This is a genomic window from Rikenella sp. (assembly GCF_056799795.1).
This window is the reverse complement of the sequence record NZ_JBQIQO010000035.1, coordinates 1-23117: the sequence shown is the minus strand read 5'-3', so window position 1 is coordinate 23117 and position 23117 is coordinate 1. Positions and strand designations below refer to the sequence as shown.

Here is a 23117-nt window from a genome sequence, read left to right as displayed (position 1 = left end):
ACAGGCCGAACCTGAAAGAATGTGGTGATAAACGGGTAGTGATTTGGGCCGAGCTTTTGCGACCCGCAGGGTCGCGCAATCCGCCGCCAGCGGCGGATTGCTATAGGCTGAGAGCGAATAGCGCGATTCGTAAAATCGCCGTCCTCGGCGAGGGCGACGCTATAACGCGCGTGGGGGGGCGTACCGAAGATGAATAGACCGTGCTCTTGCGACCCGAAAGTTCGCCGCCCCTGCGGCGGCGAACTGCCGAGAATGGAGCGGTGAATGGGGTGTTGTCGCGCCCAGAAATGGGCCGTACTTTTGCGACCTATGGGTCGCGCGGGCCGGAGCCACTTCCGGCGTAGGGCCGCAATCTCGCAGAGCTCGTTGCGCCCACGCTGGCTCCGGCCGCCAAAGTCGCAATAAAATAGGATAGAGGCGGCCAGTTACTTAGAGTAGTTCCAGCCCCTTGCCCACCGCGGGCCCGCGGCGTTTATTCCGAGAGGCAACGCAACTGAAGACCATGGCCACGACTGTCAGAGTAGCTGGTGCTGAGGCCCTGCGCATTGAAATTCAAGTCCAGACCGTAGAGACAGCCTGTTGTGGACGACCAACTGTAGCCGTAGCGACCGATGCCGCCCAAGGCACCTGTATCCCGATGGCGGTAGCCCGGGGCGCGGGTGGAATTTCAGATGAGGCAGGCGTGGGGGGGAGAACTCAAAGGAAAAAAGGTAACAGATGAATGACGATGGCGCAACCCATCATCAAAACGTACAGAAAGTTAGTGAGAAAGTTGGGCTTCCGGCTGTTGAAATAGGTCGGAATAATCACCGCCAACGGAATGGCGACGATCGGCAGCTGGTAGAGCGACCGGCTCGGCATGGCCGCCAGCGAGAGCAGATTCGCCAGCAGCATCCAGATGAAAAAAATGTAGGCCTTGAACGGCTTGAGTTTGTAGCTGCGGCTCCGCCCGAAAAAGGTGATGAGCGACAGGATGAACAGAATAACGACGCAACCGATAAATGTCCATTCGAAACTGCTGAAGTATTCGATGGCGGGAAGCGGCTGCGGGGTGAGTAAGGCGTCGCGACAGGCGGGCAGAATGCTCAGAAAGTCGCCTCCGGCAAGCCATACGCCGTAGGCGCTCAAAAAGAGGGGAATCAGCCAACCGCCGAAAGCGGCGACCCATTCGCGGAGGTCGAATAGGCGGAAGATGGTCAGTCCGACGGGTATCAGCACGACGAGCAACAAGGCGGGTGCGTAGATGGCGCCGGCGGTGCCGAAGATGAAACCGACGGTCATATAGGCGCCGGTGCTCAGCGGTTTGTAGTTGTAGCTCCGGAAGATGATCTCGCAGGCGAGCAGCAGCAAAAATGCGGCGAGCAGCGGCCGGAAGGTGAGGTAGTTGTTGTAGTATCCGGAGCTGATCAGGAGGTAGATGATGGAGGGCATGTAGGTGCGCTCCAGAAAAATGACGTTCCGAATGACGATCCGGGTGACGAAAAAGGAGTTGATGAAGACGAGAATTGAAGAAAACAGGACGCCCAAGGCGGGAACTCGAATCAGAAAACTGTCGATCAGCACTCCCAAGGGTGTCCCGGCGGCCGGGCTGGATGTCCCGCTGGCGTATGGGGCTCCGATCTGGCGATAGTGCTCGGGATGAAACAATTCGACTCCCCAGAAGATGACGATCAAGAGCAAAAAATACAAAAAGGTCTTGAACAGATTCTGACGGGTGAGGTCGAAACTCATCTTCTGATCTTTAAATTCATTCGCTTTTGTGGATTTGCCCTGTATGGAACTGTTCTTTTTCTGAAGAAAAAGAACCAAAAAGACTTTCGACGGATGCTAACGCATCCTCAAGTTGCCGGCGGCCCGGTTCTTGGATTCTTCTTTGGGCCGGGGATTCTTTCGGGGCGCGATATGCGAGTATTTACCCCACGCGCCCCGGAGAACCCCGACCCAAAAGCAATCGCAAAGACTGAGGACTGCGGAGCCTAAGGCGTAGCGTAGCTATCATGAAAGTTCTTTGCGTCGCTTTCTTTCAAGAAAGCGACAGTTCCCTGCGGGTAGATACCTCAGAGCCGAATGGTTTTATAATAGATCGCGGCCGATGTCGCGACGACAATATTTACCCTCGTATGTAATCCCCTCGATCGTGCCGTAAGACCGTTCCGTCGCCGCAGGAATCGAATCCCCCAGCGAAGTCACCGCCAGCACCCGTCCCCCCGCCGTCACCGTTTCGCCCCCCTTGGGAGCCGTTCCGGCATGGAAAACGATCGTCTCGTCCTCCGTCTCCACGCCCGATTCACCCGCAGCAGCGGTCGGCAAACCCTGAATCGGAAGCCCCTTGGCGTATTCCCCCGGGTAGCCCCCCGACACGCAAACTACCGTCGCCGCCGTCCGAGGCGTCACCGTGATCGTCTTCTCCTCCAACGTGCCGTGTGCAATCCCCTCGAACAGGTCGATGATGTCCGACGTAATGCGCGGCAAAACCACCTCCGTCTCCGGGTCGCCCATCCGGACGTTGTATTCGATCACTTTCGGCTCGCCCCCGCAGTTCATCAGGCCGATGAAGATAAAGCCCGTGTAGTCCAGCTCCTCCTCCCGAATCCCGCGAATCGTCGGTTCGACGATCCGGGTGCGCACCTTCTCCATAAACTCCGGAGTGGCGAACGGTACCGGCGACACAGCCCCCATCCCGCCCGTATTGGGCCCCGTATCCCCCTCGCCGATCCGCTTGTAGTCCTTCGCTTCCGGCAAAATCTTGTACGACTTGCCGTCCGTAGCCACGAAAACCGAGACTTCGATCCCCGACAAAAATTCCTCGATGACCACCTTTTTCGAAGCCGCTCCGAACTTGCCCTCCAGCATGGCCCGCAGTTCCGCCTGCGCCTCCGCCAGGTCGTCGATAATCAACACCCCTTTCCCCGCCGCCAAACCGTCCGCTTTCAGGACATACGGCGCCTGCACCTTGTCCGAGAGGAATGCGCATCCCTCTTCGACATTGTCCCGGGTGACGGTAAAATAGGCTGCCGTCGGCACCCCGTGCCGGCTCATAAACGCCTTCGCATACTCCTTGCTCCCCTCCAGCCGCGCCGCCTCCTGCGACGGCCCGATCACGGGGATGTGCCGGATCTCGGAGTCGTTCAGGAAATAGTCTTTCACCCCCTCGACCAACGGCTGTTCGGGCCCCACCACCACGAGGTTGATGTAGTTGTTCAGCACGAACTGCTTGATGGCCGGAAAGTTCGACGGGTCGAGGTCGGCATTGACCCCGCACGACCGCGTCCCCGCGTTCCCCGGCGCGATGAAGAGCTTCTCCAGCCGCGGACTCTGCGCGATTTTCCAGGCAAAGGCGTGTTCCCGGCCCCCGCTGCCGAGCAGCAGAATATTTACCGTCTGCGGTAATTTCATCCGAATCGATTTTTTTAGTGAGACAAAGATACGTAAATTTGACACTCCCGGCAATCCGGGAAGCGAGAATAAAACCATACAAACAACGAGGATATGAAAAAACGACTGATCGGGCTGGTCGCTGCGGCGACGGCTCTGTGCGCGCCGTTCGGGGCGGCGGCCGACGAGGGGATGTGGCTCTTGCCTTTCATCGAGCGGATGAACATCGAACAGATGAAGGCCAAGGGGCTCAGGCTCGACGCGCGGGACATTTACGACTTGAACCGGACGTCGCTCAAGGATGCGATCGTGATCTTCGGCGGCGGGTGCACGGGCGAGATCATCTCGCCCAACGGGCTGATCGCCACGAACCACCACTGCGGCTACGGGTCGATCCAGCAGCACAGTACGGTGGAACACGACTACCTGAAGAACGGCTTCTGGGCGCAAACTTTGGAGGAGGAGCTGCCGACTCCGGGGCTGGCGGTGACCTTCATCCGCGAGATCAAAGACGTGACGCCGGAGGTGCTGGCCCGGGTGAAGCCGGGGATGACCGAGGCGCAGCGCAATGCGGCTGTGAAAAAGGCGTCGGAAAAGATCGTCAAAGCCCATAGCGATGCCAAGGCTTTTCGCGGCGCGCAGGTGGTGCCGATGTTCGGCGGGAATCAGTATCTGTTGTTCGTGACGGAGCGCTTTACGGATGTCCGGATGGTGGGAGCGCCGCCGTCGTCGGTCGGGAAGTTCGGGGGCGATACGGACAACTGGATGTGGCCGCGGCATACGGGGGATTTCTCGCTGTTCCGCGTCTATGCGTCGCCGGACAACAATCCGGCGGCGTACTCGAAAGACAATGTGCCTTACCGGGCGCCGAAGCATCTCGAAATCTCGCTCAAGGGATACAAAGAGGGGGATTATGCGATGATTATGGGGTTCCCGGGGCGGACGAACCGCTATATGACTTCGTATGAGATCGACCAGGTGCTGGAGCAGGACAATCCGATCCGCATCTTCGTCCGGGGCGAACGCCAGAAGTTGCTGTGGGAGGATATGATGGCCGATCCGAAGGTGCGGATTCAGTATGCGAGCAAGTATGCGGGATCGTCAAACTACTGGAAAAACTCGATCGGGATGAGCCGCGGGCTGCGCAAGTTGGATGTGCGGGGCAAAAAGGCGGCTCAGCAGGCCGAGTTTACGGCGTGGGTGAATGCGGCGCCGGAACGGCAGGCTGCATACGGCCGGGCGTTGCCGCTGATCGACAGCGCGGTGCGGTTGCGGCGCGAGGCGGCGCGGATCCAGCAGTTTATGAACGAGGCGTTGCGGACGGGGGTGGAGAGCTTTACGCTGGGGACGGCGGTGAACGGGATTCTCGAAGGGCAGAAGGATGACAAAAAGGCGGCGGAGGCGATCCGTCGGGCGGGCGAGGCGTTCTTCAAAAACTACAGCCCGGCGACCGACCGTAAGGTGACGCGGCGGATGTTGCAGATCTTCGCGGACAGTGTGGCGGCGGCGGACGAGCCGTCGTTCTTCGCTGCGGTGCGGCCGGATGTGGCGGCTTATGCGGCTCGGTTGTCGGAGGGTTCGCTGCTGACGGATACGGCGCGGTTCTACGGGGCGTTGGCGAATTTCGACCGGGCGCAGTGGACGGCGGATCCGGCGGTCGTGGCGGCGGCTTCGATCGCGACGAAGAGCAAGGAGTTGGCGGATGGGGCGTTGAAACCGGCGGCCGAGCTCTTTGCCGAGGGACATCGGCTGTGGGTGGCTGGGCTGCTGGAGATGAATCCGGAGCGGGCGTATGCGCCGGATGCCAATTTCACGTTGCGGCTGACTTACGGGCAGGTGCTGCCGTATTGGGCGGCGGATGCGGTGTTCTATAACTACTTCACGACGCTGGGCGGGGTGATGGCGAAGGAGGATCCGAAGAATCCGGATTTCATCGTGCCGGAGCGGCTCAAGGAACTTTACAAAGCGAAGGATTTCGGGCCGTATGCGGTGGATGGCGAGGTGCCGACTTGTTTCCTGACGAACAACGATATCACGGGGGGTAACTCGGGGAGTCCGGTGCTGGATGCGGAGGGTCGCCTGTTGGGGCTGGCGTTCGACGGCAACTGGGAGGCGATGAGCGGCGATGTCGCGTTCGAACCGGAGGTGCAGCGGACGATTGCGGTGGATATCCGGTATGTGTTGTTTCTGATCGATAAGTATGCGGGTTGCCGGCGGTTGATCGACGAGATGACGATCGTGCGGTAGATCGTGCAGTGATTACGTATAAGGGGTTCCGGCCGTTCTGTTTTGCAGGGCGGCCGGAATTTTTTGCGGGGTGCTGTGGCTGGCCTGGGAATGCTTGAGTAAGTTAGGGTAGAGGGTGCCTTAGCGATATGCACTATTGCTCTGTCCCGCCCGTGCGCCCGTTGGGCGTTTTGTTAGGGTTGTCTTTGCCTTACTAACCGGATGCCGCCAGGCGCGCGGACGAAGAACGGGGGTAGAGGCTGTCAGTTGAAATGCGCCAGCATTTCCTGTCCACGGGACGTGGGGCCCGCGCGGCCCGAGCGCAGTCTCCTCCCGTAGCCAAAGCCGCGCGCCCCGCCTAAAGGAGCGATTCAGCTATTTTGGCGGTAGCCGAATATAGGTGAATCGCGCAAGGCGCGCGAAAACGCGGCGGAGCGCAAGCGGAGCCGCAGTGAGGCTGACACGGGGCCGAGAATTGGGCTGTGCTTTGGGCCGCGCCTGTTCTTCGGGCGCGAAAACCGGTTGCGGTTTTCGCGCCGCGTTATGCCGAGCTGTTGGTCGTGCCTTTGCGGTTCGTAGAACCGCCGGGCCTGCGCGCTGGGCCGTTCGGCCCACCCCCGGAGCGCGCAGCCCGAAACCGACAGAATTGGGCTGAACCTTTGGTCGTGGTTTGGGCTGAACCGTTGCCGTGCTCTTGCTGCTCTTTGAGCCGCGCAGTTCGCCGCCACCCCATGCGGCGGGCTGCAACTCGACGGGGCTCGTTGCAGTCACCGCTGGCGGCGACCCGCTTAAACCAAGAGCGAGTAGCGCGATTCAGAGAATCGCCGTTCTCGGCAAGGGCGACGCGTGGGGGCGCGCCGAGGACGAACCTCATAGCAAAGAGGCCCGCAACTGACGTTGCTGTGGGCTCCGCAGGCTTCACCTGCTAAGGCAATTGCACTTTTGCAGACTTAGTTGCGCTCCCGCTGGCGGCGAACTGTTATTGCGCTCAGAACGAATGGATCTAGCTCTTGCGACCCTTTGGGTCGCCCGGGCCGGACGCCTGCCCACGGGCGGCCCGCAAACTCACGAGGTTCGTTGCGTTCCGCCCGAGCGTCCGACCTGCTTCATTCGCGAATGAATATATTAAGGGCCGGAGCCAGCGTGGCCGGAAACGAGCATCGCGAAGTTGCAGGCCTACGCCGGGGGTGGCTTCGGCCCGGGCGGTTCTGCGAACCGCAGGGATTCAACCCAAATTAGGGTAGAGGCTGCCCGTTGTTTTTGGGGTAGCTCCAGCCAGCTTTCGAGTGCCGAGCGGCACCCTGTTTATTCCGAGAGGCAACGCAACTGAAAACTGTAGGCACGGAGACTCGAATAGCTGGGGTGAACCGCATTCACCACACAACGTAAAAAGACGCCGTTCGTCCCGTTGGTTGCAGCCGACCAGACAGAACCCTCATGACCGACGAGTCGCAGTGCACCCTCCGTATGGGTGCGGTAGCCCGGGGCGGATATTCGAAGTGTTTAAACAATATGTAGAGCGGATGCTTCCCGGCGCCTGAAAATGCGGGAGCAGAACGGCAATGATGAAGTTGCCGCAAGACCGGTGCGCACAAAAAAAGGATGACAGCATGCGCGCTGTCATCCTTATAAGTTCATCCCCCCCCGACAAATCCCTCCGCACGAAGCGTGAGCCACAAGCCAGGCTCGAACTGGCGACCTTTTCGTTACGAATGAAATGCTCTACCGACTGAGCTATTGTGGCCTTTTCGAGTGCAAAGATAAGAAACTTTCCCGAAGAAAAAAACGAAACCGTGTCGCACTCAATAAAAAACGGTACGACACGGTTCGAAATGTTATTCTTCGGCCATCAACACTTCCGGAGCGACCATCTCGGGACGTTCGAAACCGTCCGTCGTCGCCTTTTCGGTCATCCGTTTGATGCGGTTGTTCAACTCCGGATGGGTCGAGAAGAGCTGCTGAACCTTGTTGGTCTTGTCGGCGCCCATCTCTTCTTGCATCTTCTGCAACTTTTCGAACGAGAGCGCCATGGCCCACGGGTTTTCGCCGTGCTCTTTCAGGAAGTTGTACCCGTATTCGTCAGCGGCGTACTCCTGCTTCTGCGAGAATTTGGACTGGGTCACCGCTTCGCCGAGGTCGCCGAGCTGAGAGTCGGAGAGCTTGGCCGCCGTACCCCCCGCCGAGCTGATCCCGTCGCGCAGGGCCGAGGCTAACAGTGCCGTCCGGAATGCGTTCTTGCTGTCTTTGTTCATCACGTGGCCGATTTCGTGGCCGATGACGCCCAAAATCTCTTCGTCGGTCATAATCTGCATCAGGCCGGCGAAAACCCGGATGCTGCCGTCGGCGCAGGCGAAAGCGTTCACGTCGCGAACCCGATAGGCTTTGATGTTGAGCCCTTCGATGTTGATCTTTTCGGTGATTTTGGCCAGTCGGACGGCGAACGGGTCGTCGCCTTCGCAAACGGGGTTGTGGGCGTCCAGCCAGTCGATGTACTCTTTGACGTAGCTTTCTACTTGTTCGTCGGTCAGGGTAGCGGCCTGAACGGCTTTCATCCCGGCGCCGATGGCTTTATTGAGTTTGAATTGAGCCTGAGCGGTGCCGACTGCGGCCAGCGCGATGACGGAAAGAAAAGTCAGGATTCTTTTCATGACAGTTGGTTTGTGGTTTTAAAAATCACGCAAAATTAATCCCTCGGTCTTGATTTTACAACGATTTTCGTCGGTTTTTACGGCCCGAGGGCGTGTGTGCGCTTATTCGGATCGCAGGGAGCGAACCGGATTGGCGCGGGCGGCGATCCAGCTCTGGATGCCGACGGTCAGCACCACGACGAACAGCACCACTGCGCCGCCGATGAGGAAGTAACCGGGGTGGAGCGTAATCCGGTAGGGGTAGTTGCTCAGCCAGTCGCGCATGAGGTACCACGCCAGCGGAACGGCTACGACGAAGGCGATTCCGACGTAGATCAGGTAGCTGCGGATGAGCATGAATACGACTTCCAGGATCGTGGCGCCCTGTACTTTCCGGATGCCGATCTCTTTGCGTCGCCGGGCGTTCGAGAAGACGATGAGGCCGAAGAGACCGAAGCAGGAGATCAGGATGGCCAGCACGGAGAAGAGGGTGAAAAGTATCAGGAAACGAGTCTCCGAGATGTAGATCTGGGCCAGCATTTCGTCCAGCAGCCGGATGTACAGCGGGTCTGCGGCGTTGAATTTCCGGTAGATGGCTTCGATTTCGTTGAAAACGTGCCGGATGTCGCTCACCGACGAAGCTTCGACGCGCACGTTGATGAGGCCTCCCTCGATCGGCTGGATGTAGATGGCGAGGGGTTCGATCCCCTGTTTGAGCGGCTTGAAGTGGAAGTTGCGGCAGACGCCGTCTACTTTCGTGGTCGGGATGCTCGGGTCGTCGCCCGACTCGTCCTGGATGCGGAGCTGTTCGTAGTCGTCCACCTGGAAAGCGTTCATGGCCGATTCGTTCAGCACGATCCCCTCCACGCCGTCCCGGAATTTCGGATCGCCCTGCGCCATGTCGATGCCGAAGGTGGTGAAAAAGGCGCTGTCGGCGATGATGAACTTGCTCCAGATCTTTTTCTTCTCTTCCTGATAGCGGGCTTCGAGCGGGCCGCCGCTGTCGTAGTTTCCGACGATGCCCTGGGTCAGGCTGATGCTCTGGACGAACGGCAGCTGGCGCAGCTCGGAGAAGAAGGCCTGCCGGTGTTCGTAGATGCTCATGTCCATGTTGATGAGGACGATCTGCTCTTTGTCGAAGCCGAGGTCTTTGGTCTGGAGGTGTCGCAGCTGGCCGTAGATGACCAGGGTGGAGACGATGACGCCGATCGAGGCGATGAGCTGGACCACGATCAGGGTCTTCCGGAAGAGCAGCATGCCGTTGCCGCGCCCGGCGCGGTGGGTGTAGAGGGCGTCGATCGGGTCGAGCGAGCTGAGGTAGAAGGCCGGATAGCTCCCGGCAATGATGCCCACTCCGAAGGTCAGCCCGAGAAGGATGGCCCACTGCCACCACTGGTTCATCAGGATGAGGGGGTACGGGAAGCCGACGATGCCGTTGAAGAAGGGCAGCAGCAGGTCGACCAGCACGATGGCCAGCACGAGTGCGATGAAGGTCATGAAGATCGACTCGGCGAGCGAGCGCAGGATGAGGTGTCCGCGTGTCGCGCCGTTCACCTTCCGCAGGCCGATCTCCTTGGCCCGCAAGGTGCCCTGGGCGGTCGAGAGGTTGAAGAAGTTGACGATCCCGAGCAGCAGGATGATGATGCCGACCCAGATCATCGCCACGACCTGTTTGTGGTTGCCGCCTTTGAATGCGGTGAAGAGGTCGGCGTAGTTGAAGTAGACGTCCGACAGGGGGTAGCAGACGACGCGTTCGACTTCGTACCCCAAGTTGCCGTTCGCTTCGACGACCTGCTGCATCTTGGCGTTGACGGCCGCGATGTCCGATCCGGGACGCACTTTGCCGAAGATTTCGTATTGCCAACGGTCCCAGGACTCTCCTAACGTCGTGCCGTTATAGAGGGCCTGCTTCGGGTTCAGGGGCAGCACGACGGAGTACCGGATCGAAGAGTTGATGGGGATGTCTTCGGTCACGGCGGTCACCACCCAGTCCGGCCGGCTCTGGATGACGACATTCTGGCCGATCGGATCTTCGTTGCCGAAGAGGGCTTTGGCCATCGATTCGGTCAGGACGACCGAGTTGGCGTCCGGCAGGGGGTTCTCGCGGTCGCCCCGGATGACGCGGAACGAGAAGACGCGGAAAAAGGCCGGATCGACCTGAAGGCTGCCGTCGTTGGTGACGACGCCTTCGGCGGCTTCGGGCCGTCTGATCTCCAGATACGGACCCCGCCCCACATTGCCGATGGCTTCGAAGTCGGGCACGCCGGATTCGATCACCGGGGCCAGCGGGTAGGGACAGCCCCAGCCGCTGATTTTGTAGATCCGGTCGGCGTCCTGGTGGAACATGTTCATGGTCAGTTCGCGGGCGGCGTACATGCCGATGAACAGGACGGTGGTCAAGGCGAAAGCGAATCCCACGATGTTCAGACCGACGTACAGACGGTGGCTCCGGGGGAGTAGTGCGTTCAGGCGCATGAGTATTTGAAAAAGGTTAGTGGCGTTATATTCGTCAAGTGACTGACAAATATAACGGTTTTCGACCGTCCGAGTGTAATTTATTTAAAAATAAATGGGCTGTTTTTTTTTTTTTTTTTGTTTTTCTGCCCGCTTTCTCATGAATTAATTGACTGTCGTGACGGCCGAGGCGGTATTTCCCGCTACCTGGCCGTCGTACATGGCTGCGCAGCGAATGGCGGGCAAGGTGTAACGCCCGGCATAGGCGGCGTTCAACCGGGTGCGGACGGTGACGGCGGCGCCGGCTCCCAGCGAGGGCAGGTAGCTGTCGACCCGGTCGTCGCGCAGGTCGCGGTAGTCCACGCCGGTCGGCAGCTCGCCGACGTCGGGGCGGATCTCCCAGCCGGAGGCGACGGGCTGGCTCAGCATCAGGTGGTCGACTGTGGTCGGGGTCAGGTTGCGGACGGTGACTTCTGCGACGAAGTCGGTGCCCTGCTTCAGGGTGGCGGCGTCGATCGGATTCCCCTTGCTGTCGAGGTAGCGGACGGTCACTTCGAGCCCGTTCGAAGCGGCTGCCACGTCGCGGCCGGACGAAATCCCCGAACCGACGGCCCGGATATAGAGGGTACCTTTCGTCCGGTTGGTCACGGCGACTTTGCCGGAGGAGGGGTTGTTCCATTCGCCGCTCCAGAACATCTTTTTCGAGTCGGATTCGACGCGGCCGCTGTGTCCGCCGGCGTTCCACTCGAAGTTCAGGGCCGATACCCGGCCGTTCCGGGCGGCGTATTCGCCCATGGCGAGCAGGCTCCAGGCGGTGGTCTGGGTGCTCATCCAGTCGTCGGAGACGAGGGCGTGCGAAACGACCTGTGCCGTCTGGGCCGCTTCGGCGTGCAGCCCTAACAGGGTCTGTGCCAGCAGCTGGACGGCCCGGGCGCGTTGCGACGAACCGTAGGTCAGCCGTTGTTGGACGGCGAGTGTCTCGTTGGAATCGGCGGCTGCCGGGTTCGTCCCGGTGGCGACGGTGCGGCCGAGGTCGGTGCGGCCCGCTGCACCGTAAGCGGCGGCCAGCATCCACCGGGCTTCGTCGGTCAGGTTGCCGTTCTGTCGCAGGCGGTTCATGGCGCCGGTCTCGGGCGAGCCGGAGAGGGCCAGTGCATAGAGCTGGTAGGCCTGGATCAGGTTGGCGCCGGCGTTCAGGGCGGAGTTCCAACGCACGGCGTTGCTCTTGACGGCGGCTTTGAGCCGGTCGTAAACGCCGGCGGGCATCGTATAACCCTTATGTCCGGCGACGGTCATGAAGTGCAGGGCGTAGGCCGAACCCCAGGAGTTGGGGGTGGCGGAGCCGGGCCAGTAGCCCATCGAACCGTCCGGGGTGGCGTATTGCTTGTAGCGTTCGAGCACGCTTTCGACTTTCGTCCGGGCGGTGTGGCGCTCTTTCTCCGACAGGTCGGCCAGATCGGGCAGGTAGAGCAGCGGGAAGACGGCGGAGGTGATCTGTTCGATGCAGCCGTAGGGGTAGGTGGAGAGGTATTCCATCCGTTGTGCGGCGTTGAGGGGCTGCACGGCGGAGACTTCGAGCATCAGGCGCTGTGTCCCCGGCATGCCGGGCAGGGCGGCTGTCCCGTTCCAGCTCTTGCCGGCTTCGACGGTGTGGCTCTGACCCGAGGAGACGGGCAGAGACAGGGTGCGCACCGGAATGTCCATTCCGTAGTGGGTCTGTCGGCCTCCGCCGGTGGCGGTGATCTCGATGTGTCCGCCGGAGGAGGCGCCGGTCGGCAGGGCGTCTTTCACCCGGAGCCGGAAGAGGACGATCTGTTCGCCTTTGGCGGTCAGGGCGACGGCTTGCTGGGCCGCGCCCACGACGGTGAAGAGCGCTTTGTCGGCGGTCAGGGCGACGGAGGCTTTCCCGATGCCGTCACGGGTGGCGATCAGGGTGGCGGCCACGACGAACTCGTCGCCCGGAGCCACGCTCCGCGGGGCGGTGCCCAAGACCATCAGCGGGGCGCGCACCGTGACGGAGCGTTCGGCCGAGCCCCAGGCGCCGTTTCCGTCGTCGCCCTCCGGAGAGACGGCCACTGCCATCACGCGCACGCGGCCCATATAGGCCGGAAGCTGGATCCGGTGGGTCGCTTTTTTACCGGCTTTCAGCTCGAAAGTGCCTAAGTATTTCACCACGGGCGGGAATCGGTTGACGGAGGCTTTGGCGGCGGAGGTCAGGGCGCCGTCGCCGCCGATGGCGAACATCTGTTCGATCCGCCCGCCGTAGGCGCCCAGCACGTCGTTGTAGATGTCCCAGGTCGATACGCCGAGTGCCACCCGGGCGTTGAACGTTCCCCACGGATCGGGGGTGCGGAATCGGGTGAGGTCGAGCAGCCCTTCGTCCACGACGGCCAGCGTGTAGGCGCAGGCGCGGCCCTGTTTTTCGGAGACGGTGACGGTCATCTCCGACTCGGGCAGTACCTCGTCCGGAGCGGCGATCACCGGTTCGAGCCGGCTGGCGGCCGAGGTGGCCGACAGGGGGACGATGCCGTAGAGCCGTACCGGAAGGTCGTTCTCGACGCTGCCGTACGGTTGCAGCAGGGTGACGTTCAGGTAGACGTTGGGTTGCATCTCGGGGGTCACTTCGAAGGTGAATTTCTCTTGCTTCCGGGTGCATTCCACGGGGAAGACGGTCAGCACGCGGGAGCCGTTCTCGACCGAGATGAGGGCGCGCGACCCTTCGGTGGCCGGGAAGCTGACGGTGGCGCGCTCGCCCACCTGGTAGGACTTCTTGTCGAGCGAGACGGCCAGCCGCATGGCTCCTTCGCCGTCGGTGCGGCGGTTGCCGTAGTCGGGCCAGTCGACGTAGAGCAGGGTCGCGGCCTCGTGCCCGCTCCGAAGGTCGCGGGCGGTCATGTAGTAGGTTCCCCAGGAATCGCGCGTGAAGTTCAGGGCGACGGAGCCTTTGCCGTTGCCGGAGGTCTCGACGGTTTCGCGGTGGACGGGGCTCAGGCTGCGGTCGGAGACGTGGCGGGCCAGCTGATCCTTTTCGGCGCTCCACCACCAGTGCCATTCGACTTCGTAGAGGCAGACCTCTATGCGCCGATCGCCGGCCGGCCGCCCGTCGGGCAGGACGGTGGCGAGGTCGAAGGTGTAGTCCCGTTCGGTGTCGAGCCGGTCGGCGGCCTCTTGCGGCGGCCGGATCCCGACGTAGGAGTCGAAGGGCGAGTAGAGCATCGTCGTGCCGTCGATGCTCGCTTCGCCCGAGGGCTCGAACAGCCGGGTGGTGAAGTTGGCCTGCAACAGGCCGCCGGCCTTTTCGCCGCCGTTCAGCACGGCGGTGATGCGGGCGTCTCCGGCGGCGTCGGTGGTACCGGTGATCTCGGGGGCGCTTTCAGGGCGGAACGAACGGTAGGGGTTATCGAAAACATACCCTTTGTATTCCGGAAAACCGTTGTGCAGGGCGGTGAATTCGGTCTCGATGACGTAGCGCAGGTTCCCGGCCTGTGCGCCGGTGAGCCATTCGCCGTGGAGGGTGGCGTTCATCGGCTGGCCGCGCTGGATGTAGGGTTTCGGAAACCGGAGGTCGATCTTTAGGCGGTTGGGTTTCACGGCTTCGATCCGCAGCCGTTTGCCGAAACGGGCGCCGCCGACGCTCACAGAGGCTGACCAGACGCCGGTCGGGGCGTTCGGGTCGGTGGTGAGCACGAAACTGTAGATGCCGCCTGTGGCCCGGGTGGCGACGCGTTTCTGGTAGAGCTGGCCGAGCGGCGAACGGAGTTCGACGGTCACGGGGTGGCCTGCGGGCAGCCGGGTGCCGGCGGTGGTGAAGTTCATATAGATGGTGTCGCCCGGTCGCCAGACGCCGCGTTCGGTCCAGATGAAGCCTTTCAGCCCCTCCTGTACCTGCTCGCCGGAGACGTCGAAGGTCGAGGTCGAGAGCTCGGAACCGGTGTTGACTTTCAGATAGGTGCGTTGTTTCTCTTTCGTGACGACGGCGTAGTAGGGCCGGCCGTTTTCGTAGCGGATCAGGGCGTGGCCGTCGCCGTCGGTGGTGCCGCTGCCGACGAGCTGGTTCTGGAAGTTACGCAGCTCGATCCGGGCCTCTTTCACCGGTTCGGTGGTGGAGATGCTGTGCACCAGAAAGAGCATCCGGGGCTCGTCGGAGGCTTTGGCGATCACGCCGAGGTCGGTCACGGCGAGGTTCCGCTGTATGGTGCGGTTGAAGTAGTAGCTCGGAGAGCAGGGGTTGTTCCGCTCTTTCCATTCGTAGATGTCCCAGTCGTAGTCGTTGCCGCTCCAGTAGTAGCCGCCCTGGTCGAACCGTTTTTTCATGGCGGTCAGCCGGGCTTCGTCGGCGATACGGGCGGCCTGAGGGGTCAGTCGCTCTTCGGGCGGGACGCAGGAGAGGGAGGCCATCGAGCGGTCGAAGGAGAGCGAGATGCGGTACAGAGCGCCGGGCTCGGGCAGGATGAGGTCGTCCAGGTCGAGCGAGTAGGTGGCCCAGCGGTGGGACTCCTGTCCGCCGTTCTGATCCAGAAAGATCGTTCGCGAGGCAACGGGGCGGGCGGTGCGCATGATGCTTCCGCCGTCGTTGTCGGAGAGGTCGTTCTCTTGTAGGAATTGGCCCATGGAGCTTTCGAGGATGCGGAAGACATCGACGCGGACGGCGCGCAGGCCGACGGCCTGGAACGGAATGCCGCGTCCGGGCCTGTTCGATGAGTTTTCGACGAGCGCTTCGGCGGGGGGCAGCACGGTGCCGCGACCGATGAAGCGGACGGCGGGGTCGTGGTTTTCCAGGGGGATCGTGCGTTGGATCTCTTCGCCGAAGCGTTTCCCGTCTGCCGATCGCAAGGCGGGGTCGATGCAGAGGGTGGCTTCGGTGAGGTCGCTGCTGCGGGACGAGGGGTAAAGGAGTACTTTGTTGTCTTCTATGCGTCGCACGCAGGAGAGGTCGTCGAGCCAGACGATGCCGTCGAGATCCTGGTGCGGGTCGAGTTGTCGCGAGAAGCGTACTTCGATGTATTTTTCGGGATGGGTCACGTATTCCACGGAGTGGAGCTCGAAGCTGCCGGACGAGGGGATGGGCACGGTGAGCACCTCCTCTTTTTCGTATCCGGCTTTGGGGTCTTTGACGGTCAGGGTGAGGTCGGAGGCGATGAGCCGGGGCTGGATGCCCGAGATGACGAAGCGGTGTTCGCGGCCGTCGGCGTTGTGCATCCAGTGGACGGTGCCGTGGTTGAGGCCGTCCCATTCGCTCATCCGGGTGATGCGGGCGGAGTCTTCGTAGTCGGCGGTGAAGAGGCTCCCCTCGAGGGTGTAGGTGTGGTCGTCTTCAACGATAAAGCTGCCGAGTTCGGCTGCGGCTGCGGCGGGCAGGGTGCGGAAGGTGAATTCGAAGTCGCCGTCGTCGGGTCGGCCGGGCAGCAACCCTTTGAGGTCGAGGCGCACGGTGTAGGTCTGGCCGCGGTCAAGCTCGGTTTCAGGGGTGAACAGCAGTGTCCGGGGGTCGTCGACGGCGATCTCCCAGCGGCCTTTGGCTTTGGGCGAGAGGGTGATGTATTTTCCCAGCCGGGCTTCCTGCGAGACGGGCTCGACGAGGGTTACGGAGAGGGTGCTCCGTCGACCGATGGTGCCGGTGGTGAAGCTCTCGACGGAGGGGTTGTAGGCGATCTCGACGGGGGTGGTGCGGATGCTCTTTTCGAGGGCGACTTTCTTGTCGCCGCACGAGGAGAGGCCGACGGCGATGCCGAGGACTGCGCCGCAGAGGGTCAGCAGGCGGCGAAGAGGTTGGTGGCGTGACGGTTGTCTCATATTGCGAGTTTTTTATTTTGTCGTATTTCGCGGGTTTTACCCGGTTTTTGTTCTTGAAGGGCTGGGGCTGCTGTTGCCGTTTACGTGTTCTGGGCGCAGCTCTTCTTTAGTGGGGCCGCGCGGCCCGAGCGCAGTTTCCTCAAACTAAATCGCGCGCCCCGCCTTAGGAGGGAAATCGTCAAAACTCGCTTGCGTGTTTTGACAAGATTTCCCCAGGCGTGCGGATAGAAAACGGGGTAGAGGCTGCCAGTGGAAATGCGTAAGCATTTCCCGTCCACGGGACGTGGGGCCCGCGCGGCCCGAGCGCAGTCTCCTCCTGTAGCCAAAGCCGCGCGCTCCGCCTAAAGAAGCGATTCAACTATTTCGGCGGTGAGCCGAAATTGTTGAATCGCGCAGGCGCGCGAAAAACCTCGACTTCGAGCAAAACTCCGTCGCCCGCCCGTTTAAAAGGGTATATTCTGCCGGTTGGCTCTCGGCCAATCCGGCAAGAATTGCCGCGGGCGACGGCAAACGCGGCGGAGCGACAGCGGAGCCGCAGTGAGGTGGACACGGAGCGGAGAACTGGGGCGTGCTTGGGGGCGTGCCTGTTCTTCAGGCGCGAAAACCGATTACGGTTTTCGCGCCGCGCTGGGCCGAGCTGTTGATCGTGCTTTTGCGGTTCTTCGAACCGCCGGGCTTGCGCGCTGGGCCTTCGGCCCACCCTCGGAGCGCGCAGCCCGAACCCGACAGAAACATGCTGTGCTCCTGCGACCCAAAGGGTCGCGCGGGCCGAAGCCTCTCGCCGCGGAGGGACGCACAGCGTCTTTTGTTGCCAGTCTCTACCCTAAGCAACCCAGGCTTCTACCGCTTGAACTGAGAGCGAGGACGCTATAGGCGGGTGCCGGGGGCGCCAAGGACGAACCCGGCAGCCTTGGGCGGTGAATGGGTTGTTGCTTCTGCGACTCGCAGAGTCGCGCAGTTCGCCGCCACCCCACGCGGCGGATTGCAACTCGTCGGAACTCGTTGTCCTCACCGCTGGCGGCGAACTTTCCGTGATGAGGCGGTGCTCGTGCGGCTCGAAGAGCCGCTCGGGCCGGACGCCTCCCGCCGCGGAGGCCCGCAACACGCCGCTTGCGCGTCGAGAGTTGCTGTTCCTCCCGGGCGTCCGTCCGCACAAAGTTCGGCTACATGGGGCAGCTCCAGCCCCTTGCCCCCCGCGAGCGGTACCCCCGTTTATTCCGAGAGGCAACGCAACTGAAGAGCGTAGGCGCGGCTGTCCGCGTGGCTGGGATTGAGGTGCTGCGTGTAGAAACTCAAGTACACCCCATTGCTGCCGCTGACCGACGACGAATAGCTGAACCCGCTGTGGCCGACGCCACCCGGCCCGCCCGAAGAGGTGGTGCGGTAGCCCAGGGCGGGGCCACAGGGTGTTTTACTGGCAGCCTCTACCCTAAATGCCTTCACCGTCCCGTTTATTCCGAGAGGCAACGCAACTGAAAACCGTAGGCGCGGTTGCCCGCATTGCTGGGATAGAGCCACGCCACGTAGAAATTCAAGGTCATGCCATTGGCACCGCTGACCGTGGAAGCCCAGCTGTAACCGAGGCTGCCGACGTTCCACAACGCGCCCGTATCCCGATGGCGATAGCCCGGTGCGGGGTACCAGGCGAGCGGGGTTCCCGCGCCAGAGGTGCTTACCTTGTAGAGACGACCGTTGGTGGCCTTGTAATGACCGTCGCCGTACTTCTCACCTACGACGCCGTCCGAATAGTACGGGAACGTGCCGTTCAAAGGCACATCGGCGTCCCGCGTAAAGTCAGACCCCAATAGGGTCTTCGTTCACGATATCCCCCACCCGCAAACTACCAGCTCAGATCTCCTCCTCTCGGATAGCGGACGGTGTAGCCGAAAGTCACTACCCGTTCCTCGCCCGGAGCCAGGTCGAGATGCCAGGTCAGCATACCCGTCTGCGGATCGGCTTCGGCTCCCGAATCGTCGGTCAGGGCGATCTCCACCTCCGACGTGCTCGACAGCGGATACTGATCTTTCACCGTCAGGTTCACCGGAAACGACTTGTTGTTTTTGACCCGAATCTCATACGACCGCATCCGCTCCATCTTCGCTCCCGAAACCCGCTCCTGATAGTTGCCCGTCTCCTTGCGTTCCACGACGACCTGCGATTCGAGCGTCAGTGGCAGTACCAGCGTATCCGCCGTGTTCCGCACCGAAAGGTTCGACTGCCCCAGCATCCGGCCGTCGCAAAAGACATTGACCCGTCCGTTCGTCAGGTGCAGCTCCTGCCAGCCGGGCACGCGGGCCAGCAGCAGCACGTCGGTGCTGATCTTCGGCGTGACTTCGTACTCGTACAGCACCGGCACGGTATCGCGCCGCACCTGTACCGTCTGCCGGATATTGCCGTTGTCGGACGAGGAGACCAGTGTCAGCGGAGAGGCCAGCTGGTAGCTGATGTTGTTTTCCGACACCTCCATGCGGGCTGTCGGCGCCATCGGGGCCACCGGTGCGGAGGCCATGAATTTGGGCCTCTCTTCGCCGGTGTAAGTGCCGCCGAATTTCGAGACATCCACCGCCATGTCCTGCGTAACGTCCATCTCCAACGTGCGTGCCCGGTATTTGATGGCCGGCGAGTATAATAGGGTTTGCGGGGTGAGTTGTGCCCGGTTCAGCGCCCGGTTCGGCGTGCCGTAGCTCAGGGTGGCCGCTACCCGATCCCAGTCGAAATGAGTCCACTGCCACACTGTCCCCTGATAGTCCAGTTCGGCCGTGGCTCGGGCGGGCTCGAAACGGAAAAAGTAGACCGGCTCCCACTGTGCCGCCCGGGTGAAATAGGCGAGTTCGAACTCCGCCTTTTGCGTCCGCAGGCTGTTCACCCGTGCCCGAACCAGCGTCACTTGCGAAGCCTGGCTCTCGATCCGGCGGATGGCGCGCTCATTCTCCGCCCATTCCCGATCCAGAGCCGCCCGGGACTCGCGGTTCTTGCGCTGCGCTTCGTAGACCGAGGCATATTTGGCCTGCATCCAGGTGTCGGCCGCTGCCAGCTGGCTGACCGAGGTGGCCTCCTGTTTGGCATTCGCCTGTAGGAACTCGATTTCGCGCATCAGTACCATGCTGTCGGCTTCGAGCCGGGCCCGACGGGCCGCCAGCGTGTCGCGCAGGAGCAGATACCGCTGTTGTTGTTCCACGTCGCTTCCGCGCACGGCCTGTTGCGACTCCATCACATAGGTGGCGCCGGTCGTTCCTGGCAAGAGCCGCAGTTCGACGGTCGTCGGGTCGGCGTACCACAAGTCGGGGAAGGCGATTTCCGTCTCGCCTGCTCGGAGGGTCGTCGGAATCGACATCGTGACGTAGACGCCGCGCGGATAGATTTTCACGCTCTTGACGCGCCCCTGCAACGGAGCGGCTGTGGCCGGCGATCCGGCCCATCCTCCGAAGAGCACGGCGGCTAAAAGGAGACCGAAGTGTTTCATCTTGAATCGGGGTTTGTGTGTCGGTTTGAACAATGCAAAGCTACCTACAAATATAGTGGAAATAGGAATCGGTTATCTGGTTGCGGAGGCTGATTTCTGGCGAAGATTCGTTAATTTTGAACGGTATGAAACGACGACGGATACGGAATCTGGTGTGGTTCGCTCTCGCGGCGGGGACGACGGTCGGGTATGTGCGCCTGCTGCCGAAGCCGTTGTTCGATGCGCCTTACTCGACGGTGTTGTATGCCCGCGACGGGGAGCTGCTCGGGGCGCGGGTGGCGAAGGACGGGCAGTGGCGTTTTCCGCCCGGGGCGGCCTTGTCGGACAAGTACCTGCGGGCGGTGGTCGAGTACGAGGATCGGCGCTTCTATCGCCATCCGGGGGTCTCGCTGCCGGCGCTGGTGCGGGCGGCGGAGCAGAACCGGAGGGCAGGCGGGGTGGTCAGCGGAGGGTCGACTCTCACGATGCAGCTGGTGCGGCTGAGCCGGGGAAATCCGCCCCGGACGGTGGCCGAAAAGATCCGGGAGGCGATACTGGCCGTGCGGATCGAGTGGAGCTATACGAAGGAGGAGATTCTGGCGCTCTATGCGGCTCATGCGCCGTTCGGGGGGAATGTGGTGGGGGTCGAGGCGGCGGCGTGGCGTTATTTCGGCCACTCGCCGGAGCAGTTGTCGTGGGCCGAGGCGGCTACGCTCGCCGTATTGCCTAATTCGCCGGCGCTGATCCACCCGGGACGGGGACGCGGGGAGTTGTTGGCCAAGCGGAATCGGCTGCTGGAACGGATGCTGGCCCATTGGGTGTTGGACAGTACGGAGTTCGAGGCGGCGTTGGCCGAGCCGCTGCCCGATGCGCCAGAGCCGCTGCCGCGGCATGCGCCTCACCTGTCGGATCGACTGGCGGAGGGGCGGGCGTGGCATACGACGGTGGATGATGCGCTTCAGGTGCGGGTGCAGCAGATTGTGGATGGCTACGGGGAGCGGATGTTGGCGGCCAACCGGATTCGGAATGCGGCGGCGGTGGTGGTGGATGTGGAGTCGGGCGAGGTGCTGGCCTATGTGGGAAACATCTCGCCGGGCGAACGGGCGGCGGAGGCGCGGGACGGCCGATCGGTGGATGTGGTCGCGGCGCGGCGGAGTACGGGCAGTCTGCTGAAACCGATTCTCTACGGGGCGATGCTGACGGAGGGGCAGGTGCTGCCGAATACGCTGGTCTTCGATACGCCGCTCCAGATGGCGGGTTTCGTGCCGTCCAACTACGACAAGACGTTCAGCGGGGTGGTGTCGGCGCGGCGGGCGGTCGAGCGGTCGCTCAATGTGCCGGTGGTGCGGATGCTGGCCGACTATAATCACCATCGGTTTCTGGGGTTGTTGCGTTCAATGGGGCTGACGACGTTCGACCGGAGTGCGGACGATTACGGTTCGACGCTGATTCTGGGCGGGGCCGAGGGGACGTTGGGGGAGATGACGGGGCTTTATGCGGCGTTGGCGAGGTCGTTGCTGCGGTACGACCGGACGGGGCGGTACGAGGCGGCGGATATGCGGGGGCTGAGGGTCGATTCGTCGGCGACAATACAGAAGGCGGAGGGGGTGTGTCCGCTCTCTCCGTCGGCGCTGTGGTTTATGTTCGAGGCGATGAGCGGGGTGAATCGGCCGGAAGAGGAGGCGGCGTGGCAGGAGTTCAGCTCGATGAAGCGGGTGGCGTGGAAAACGGGGACGAGTTATGGCAATCGCGATGCGTGGGCGATCGGGGTGACGCCGCGGTATGCGGTGGGGGTATGGGTGGGGAATGCCGACGGCGAGGGGCGGGCGGGGATGACGGGGGTGGGGTATGCGGCGCCGATTCTGTTCGATCTCTTTTCGTTGCTGCCGGGCGGGGGCGAGGGGTGGTTTCCGGAGCCGGTCGGCGACATGACGGAGGAGGCGGTGTGTCGGCGGAGCGGTCATCGGGCTTCGGAGTGGTGCGTGTCGTCGGGGGATGCGGTGGATACGGTGCGGATTCCGTTGCGGGGAGTCGTTTCGCGGGTTTGTCCTTATCATCGTCCGGTGTCGGTGGGGGGCGAGACGAGGGGGTGGTTCGTGCTGCCTCCGGCGGCGGAGTATTACTATCGGCAGCGGGCGACGGACTATGTACCGCCTCCGGTGTCGGCGGGTGGGCGGCCGTTGGAGGTGATCTATCCGCAGCCGGGGGCGATGCTGTATCTGCCGAAGGGGGAGAGGGAGTCGAACGGCTTTGAAAAGTTCGTTTTCCGGGCGGCTCATCGGTCGGACAGCGCGTCGGTGCACTGGCATCTGGATCAGGTGTATTTGGGAACGACGCGGAGTTCTTCGGCGGGGGGACATACGTTGGCGGTCTCTCCGTCGGCGGGGGAACATCGGCTGACGGTGGTGGATGATGCGGGTTATACGCAGAGTCTCGGTTTTACGGTGCTGCGGCGCGAATGAGCACTGGAGCTTGGCGCGCGAACAGAGAACGGTGCGAGGGGTTGGGCCGAGGCTGCCATAGCGAAACGTAGTTTCGCCCGTCCACGCACCCACAGGGTGTTTTGTTAGGGTTCTCTCTGCCTTATTAAGTGGGGCCCGCGCGGCCCGAGCGCAGTACCCTCAAACTAACGCGCGCCCCGCCTAAAGAAGCGATTCAGCTATTTCGGCGGTGAGCCGAAATAGAATGAATCGCGCAGGCGCGCGAAAATGCGGCGGAGCGACAGCGGAGCCGCAGTGAGGCTGACACGGGGCGGAGAACTGGGGCGAGCTTCAGGCTGCGACTATTCTTCGGGCGCGAAAACCGTAACAGGTTTTCGCACCGCGCTGGGCCGAGCATGGGGCTTGGATTTGGGCGGTGGGTTGGGGCTTGCTTTTGGCCGGGCTTTTGGCCGAGCTTTTGCGACCCGTAGGGTCGCGCAGTTCGCCGCCACCCCACTCGGCGGACTTAGGCTAAGAACGAATAGCGCGCCGAGGATGAATGAGCTGAGCTTTTGCGGTTCGTAGAACCGCCGGGCCTGCGCGCTGGGCCTTCGGCCCACCCGGGGAGCGCGCAGCCCGAACCCGACAGAATTGGGGCGGTGATTGGGAGCTTTGCTCTTGCGACCCTTTGGGTCGCGCGGGCCGGACGCCTGCCCACGGCGGCCCGTAACACGCCGCTTGCGCGTCGAGAGTTGTCGTTCCTCCCGGGCGTCTGACCCA

At 62.2% G+C, this 23117-nt stretch carries 12 protein-coding genes and 1 tRNA gene; 3 read left to right on the top strand and 10 right to left on the bottom strand.

Annotated features, from left to right (window positions below; all coding sequences use genetic code 11):
- Positions 1–472: 472 nt before the first annotated feature.
- Entirely contained in the window at positions 473–622 is a 150-nt protein-coding gene (locus tag ACTO3O_RS08260) for a hypothetical protein (protein WP_297832565.1), read from the bottom strand.
- Positions 623–696: 74 nt separating this feature from the next.
- The gene (locus tag ACTO3O_RS08255) at positions 697–1680 is read right to left on the bottom strand and encodes a hypothetical protein (RefSeq protein ID WP_298081048.1); all 984 of its coding nucleotides are present in this window, start codon (positions 1678–1680) and stop codon (positions 697–699) included.
- Here ACTO3O_RS08255 and ACTO3O_RS08250 point away from each other — a divergent pair.
- Entirely contained in the window at positions 1639–1980 is a 342-nt protein-coding gene (locus ACTO3O_RS08250) for a hypothetical protein (protein ID WP_297832560.1), read from the top strand. The genes ACTO3O_RS08255 and ACTO3O_RS08250 overlap by 42 nt on opposite strands.
- Positions 1981–2073: 93 nt before the next feature.
- Here ACTO3O_RS08250 and purD read toward each other — a convergent pair whose 3' ends face one another.
- Complete coding sequence (purD, locus tag ACTO3O_RS08245) at positions 2074–3396, bottom strand: phosphoribosylamine--glycine ligase (RefSeq protein ID WP_297832557.1); 1323 nt, start codon at positions 3394–3396, stop codon at positions 2074–2076.
- 93 nt (positions 3397–3489) lie between these two features.
- Here purD and ACTO3O_RS08240 point away from each other — a divergent pair, with 93 nt between their 5' ends.
- Positions 3490–5622, top strand: a complete 2133-nt coding sequence (locus tag ACTO3O_RS08240) for a S46 family peptidase (RefSeq protein WP_297832554.1) — start codon at positions 3490–3492, stop codon at positions 5620–5622.
- A 1650-nt stretch (positions 5623–7272) separates the two neighbouring features.
- On the opposite strand, the gene ACTO3O_RS08235 is transcribed toward ACTO3O_RS08240, so the two are convergent.
- The 7 genes from ACTO3O_RS08235 to ACTO3O_RS08205 all read right to left on the bottom strand — a co-directional run bounded on the left by ACTO3O_RS08235 (position 7273) and on the right by ACTO3O_RS08205 (position 19938).
- Positions 7273–7345, bottom strand: a tRNA-Thr gene (locus ACTO3O_RS08235).
- A 91-nt stretch (positions 7346–7436) separates the two neighbouring features.
- On the bottom strand, positions 7437–8249 hold the full coding sequence (locus ACTO3O_RS08230) for a M48 family metallopeptidase (protein WP_297831612.1): 813 nt from the start codon (positions 8247–8249) through the stop codon (positions 7437–7439).
- A gap of 102 nt (positions 8250–8351) precedes the next feature.
- Positions 8352–10703 carry an FtsX-like permease family protein gene (locus ACTO3O_RS08225; protein WP_297831609.1) on the bottom strand — a complete coding sequence of 784 codons (2352 nt, stop codon included), beginning with the start codon at positions 10701–10703 and terminating at the stop codon, positions 8352–8354.
- Positions 10704–10847: 144 nt separating this feature from the next.
- A complete protein-coding gene (locus ACTO3O_RS08220; protein WP_297831606.1) occupies positions 10848–16475 on the bottom strand; it encodes an alpha-2-macroglobulin family protein in 5628 nt (1875 codons plus the stop codon).
- A 1212-nt stretch (positions 16476–17687) separates the two neighbouring features.
- The gene (locus tag ACTO3O_RS08215; RefSeq protein WP_297832454.1) at positions 17688–17942 is read right to left on the bottom strand and encodes a hypothetical protein; all 255 of its coding nucleotides are present in this window, start codon (positions 17940–17942) and stop codon (positions 17688–17690) included.
- Positions 17927–18280 (bottom strand): hypothetical protein, encoded by a 354-nt coding sequence (locus ACTO3O_RS08210; RefSeq protein ID WP_298081043.1) that lies wholly within the window; start codon positions 18278–18280, stop codon positions 17927–17929. The genes ACTO3O_RS08215 and ACTO3O_RS08210 overlap by 16 nt, the downstream gene beginning before the upstream one ends.
- A 35-nt stretch (positions 18281–18315) precedes the next feature.
- Positions 18316–19938, bottom strand: a complete 1623-nt coding sequence (locus tag ACTO3O_RS08205; RefSeq protein ID WP_297832459.1) for a mucoidy inhibitor MuiA family protein — start codon at positions 19936–19938, stop codon at positions 18316–18318.
- 125 nt (positions 19939–20063) lie between these two features.
- On the opposite strand from ACTO3O_RS08205, the gene pbpC reads away from it, so the two are divergent.
- A complete protein-coding gene (gene pbpC, locus ACTO3O_RS08200; RefSeq protein WP_297832462.1) occupies positions 20064–22379 on the top strand; it encodes a penicillin-binding protein 1C in 2316 nt (771 codons plus the stop codon).
- The last annotated feature ends 738 nt before the right edge of the window (positions 22380–23117 follow it).

What these genes read in the sequence shown, in the direction of transcription:
- ACTO3O_RS08240 (WP_297832554.1), top strand. Translation starts at nt 3,490, where the DNA reads ATGAAAAAACGACTGATCGGGCTGGTCGCTGCGGCGACGGCTCTGTGC.
- ACTO3O_RS08205 (WP_297832459.1), bottom strand. Translation starts at nt 19,938, where the DNA reads ATGAAACACTTCGGTCTCCTTTTAGCCGCCGTGCTCTTCGGAGGATGG.
- ACTO3O_RS08220 (WP_297831606.1), bottom strand. Translation starts at nt 16,475, where the DNA reads ATGAGACAACCGTCACGCCACCAACCTCTTCGCCGCCTGCTGACCCTC.
- ACTO3O_RS08250 (WP_297832560.1), top strand. Translation starts at nt 1,639, where the DNA reads ATGAAACAATTCGACTCCCCAGAAGATGACGATCAAGAGCAAAAAATA.
- ACTO3O_RS08230 (WP_297831612.1), bottom strand. Translation starts at nt 8,249, where the DNA reads ATGAAAAGAATCCTGACTTTTCTTTCCGTCATCGCGCTGGCCGCAGTC.
- pbpC (WP_297832462.1), top strand. Translation starts at nt 20,064, where the DNA reads ATGAAACGACGACGGATACGGAATCTGGTGTGGTTCGCTCTCGCGGCG.
- ACTO3O_RS08225 (WP_297831609.1), bottom strand. Translation starts at nt 10,703, where the DNA reads ATGCGCCTGAACGCACTACTCCCCCGGAGCCACCGTCTGTACGTCGGT.
- purD (WP_297832557.1), bottom strand. Translation starts at nt 3,396, where the DNA reads ATGAAATTACCGCAGACGGTAAATATTCTGCTGCTCGGCAGCGGGGGC.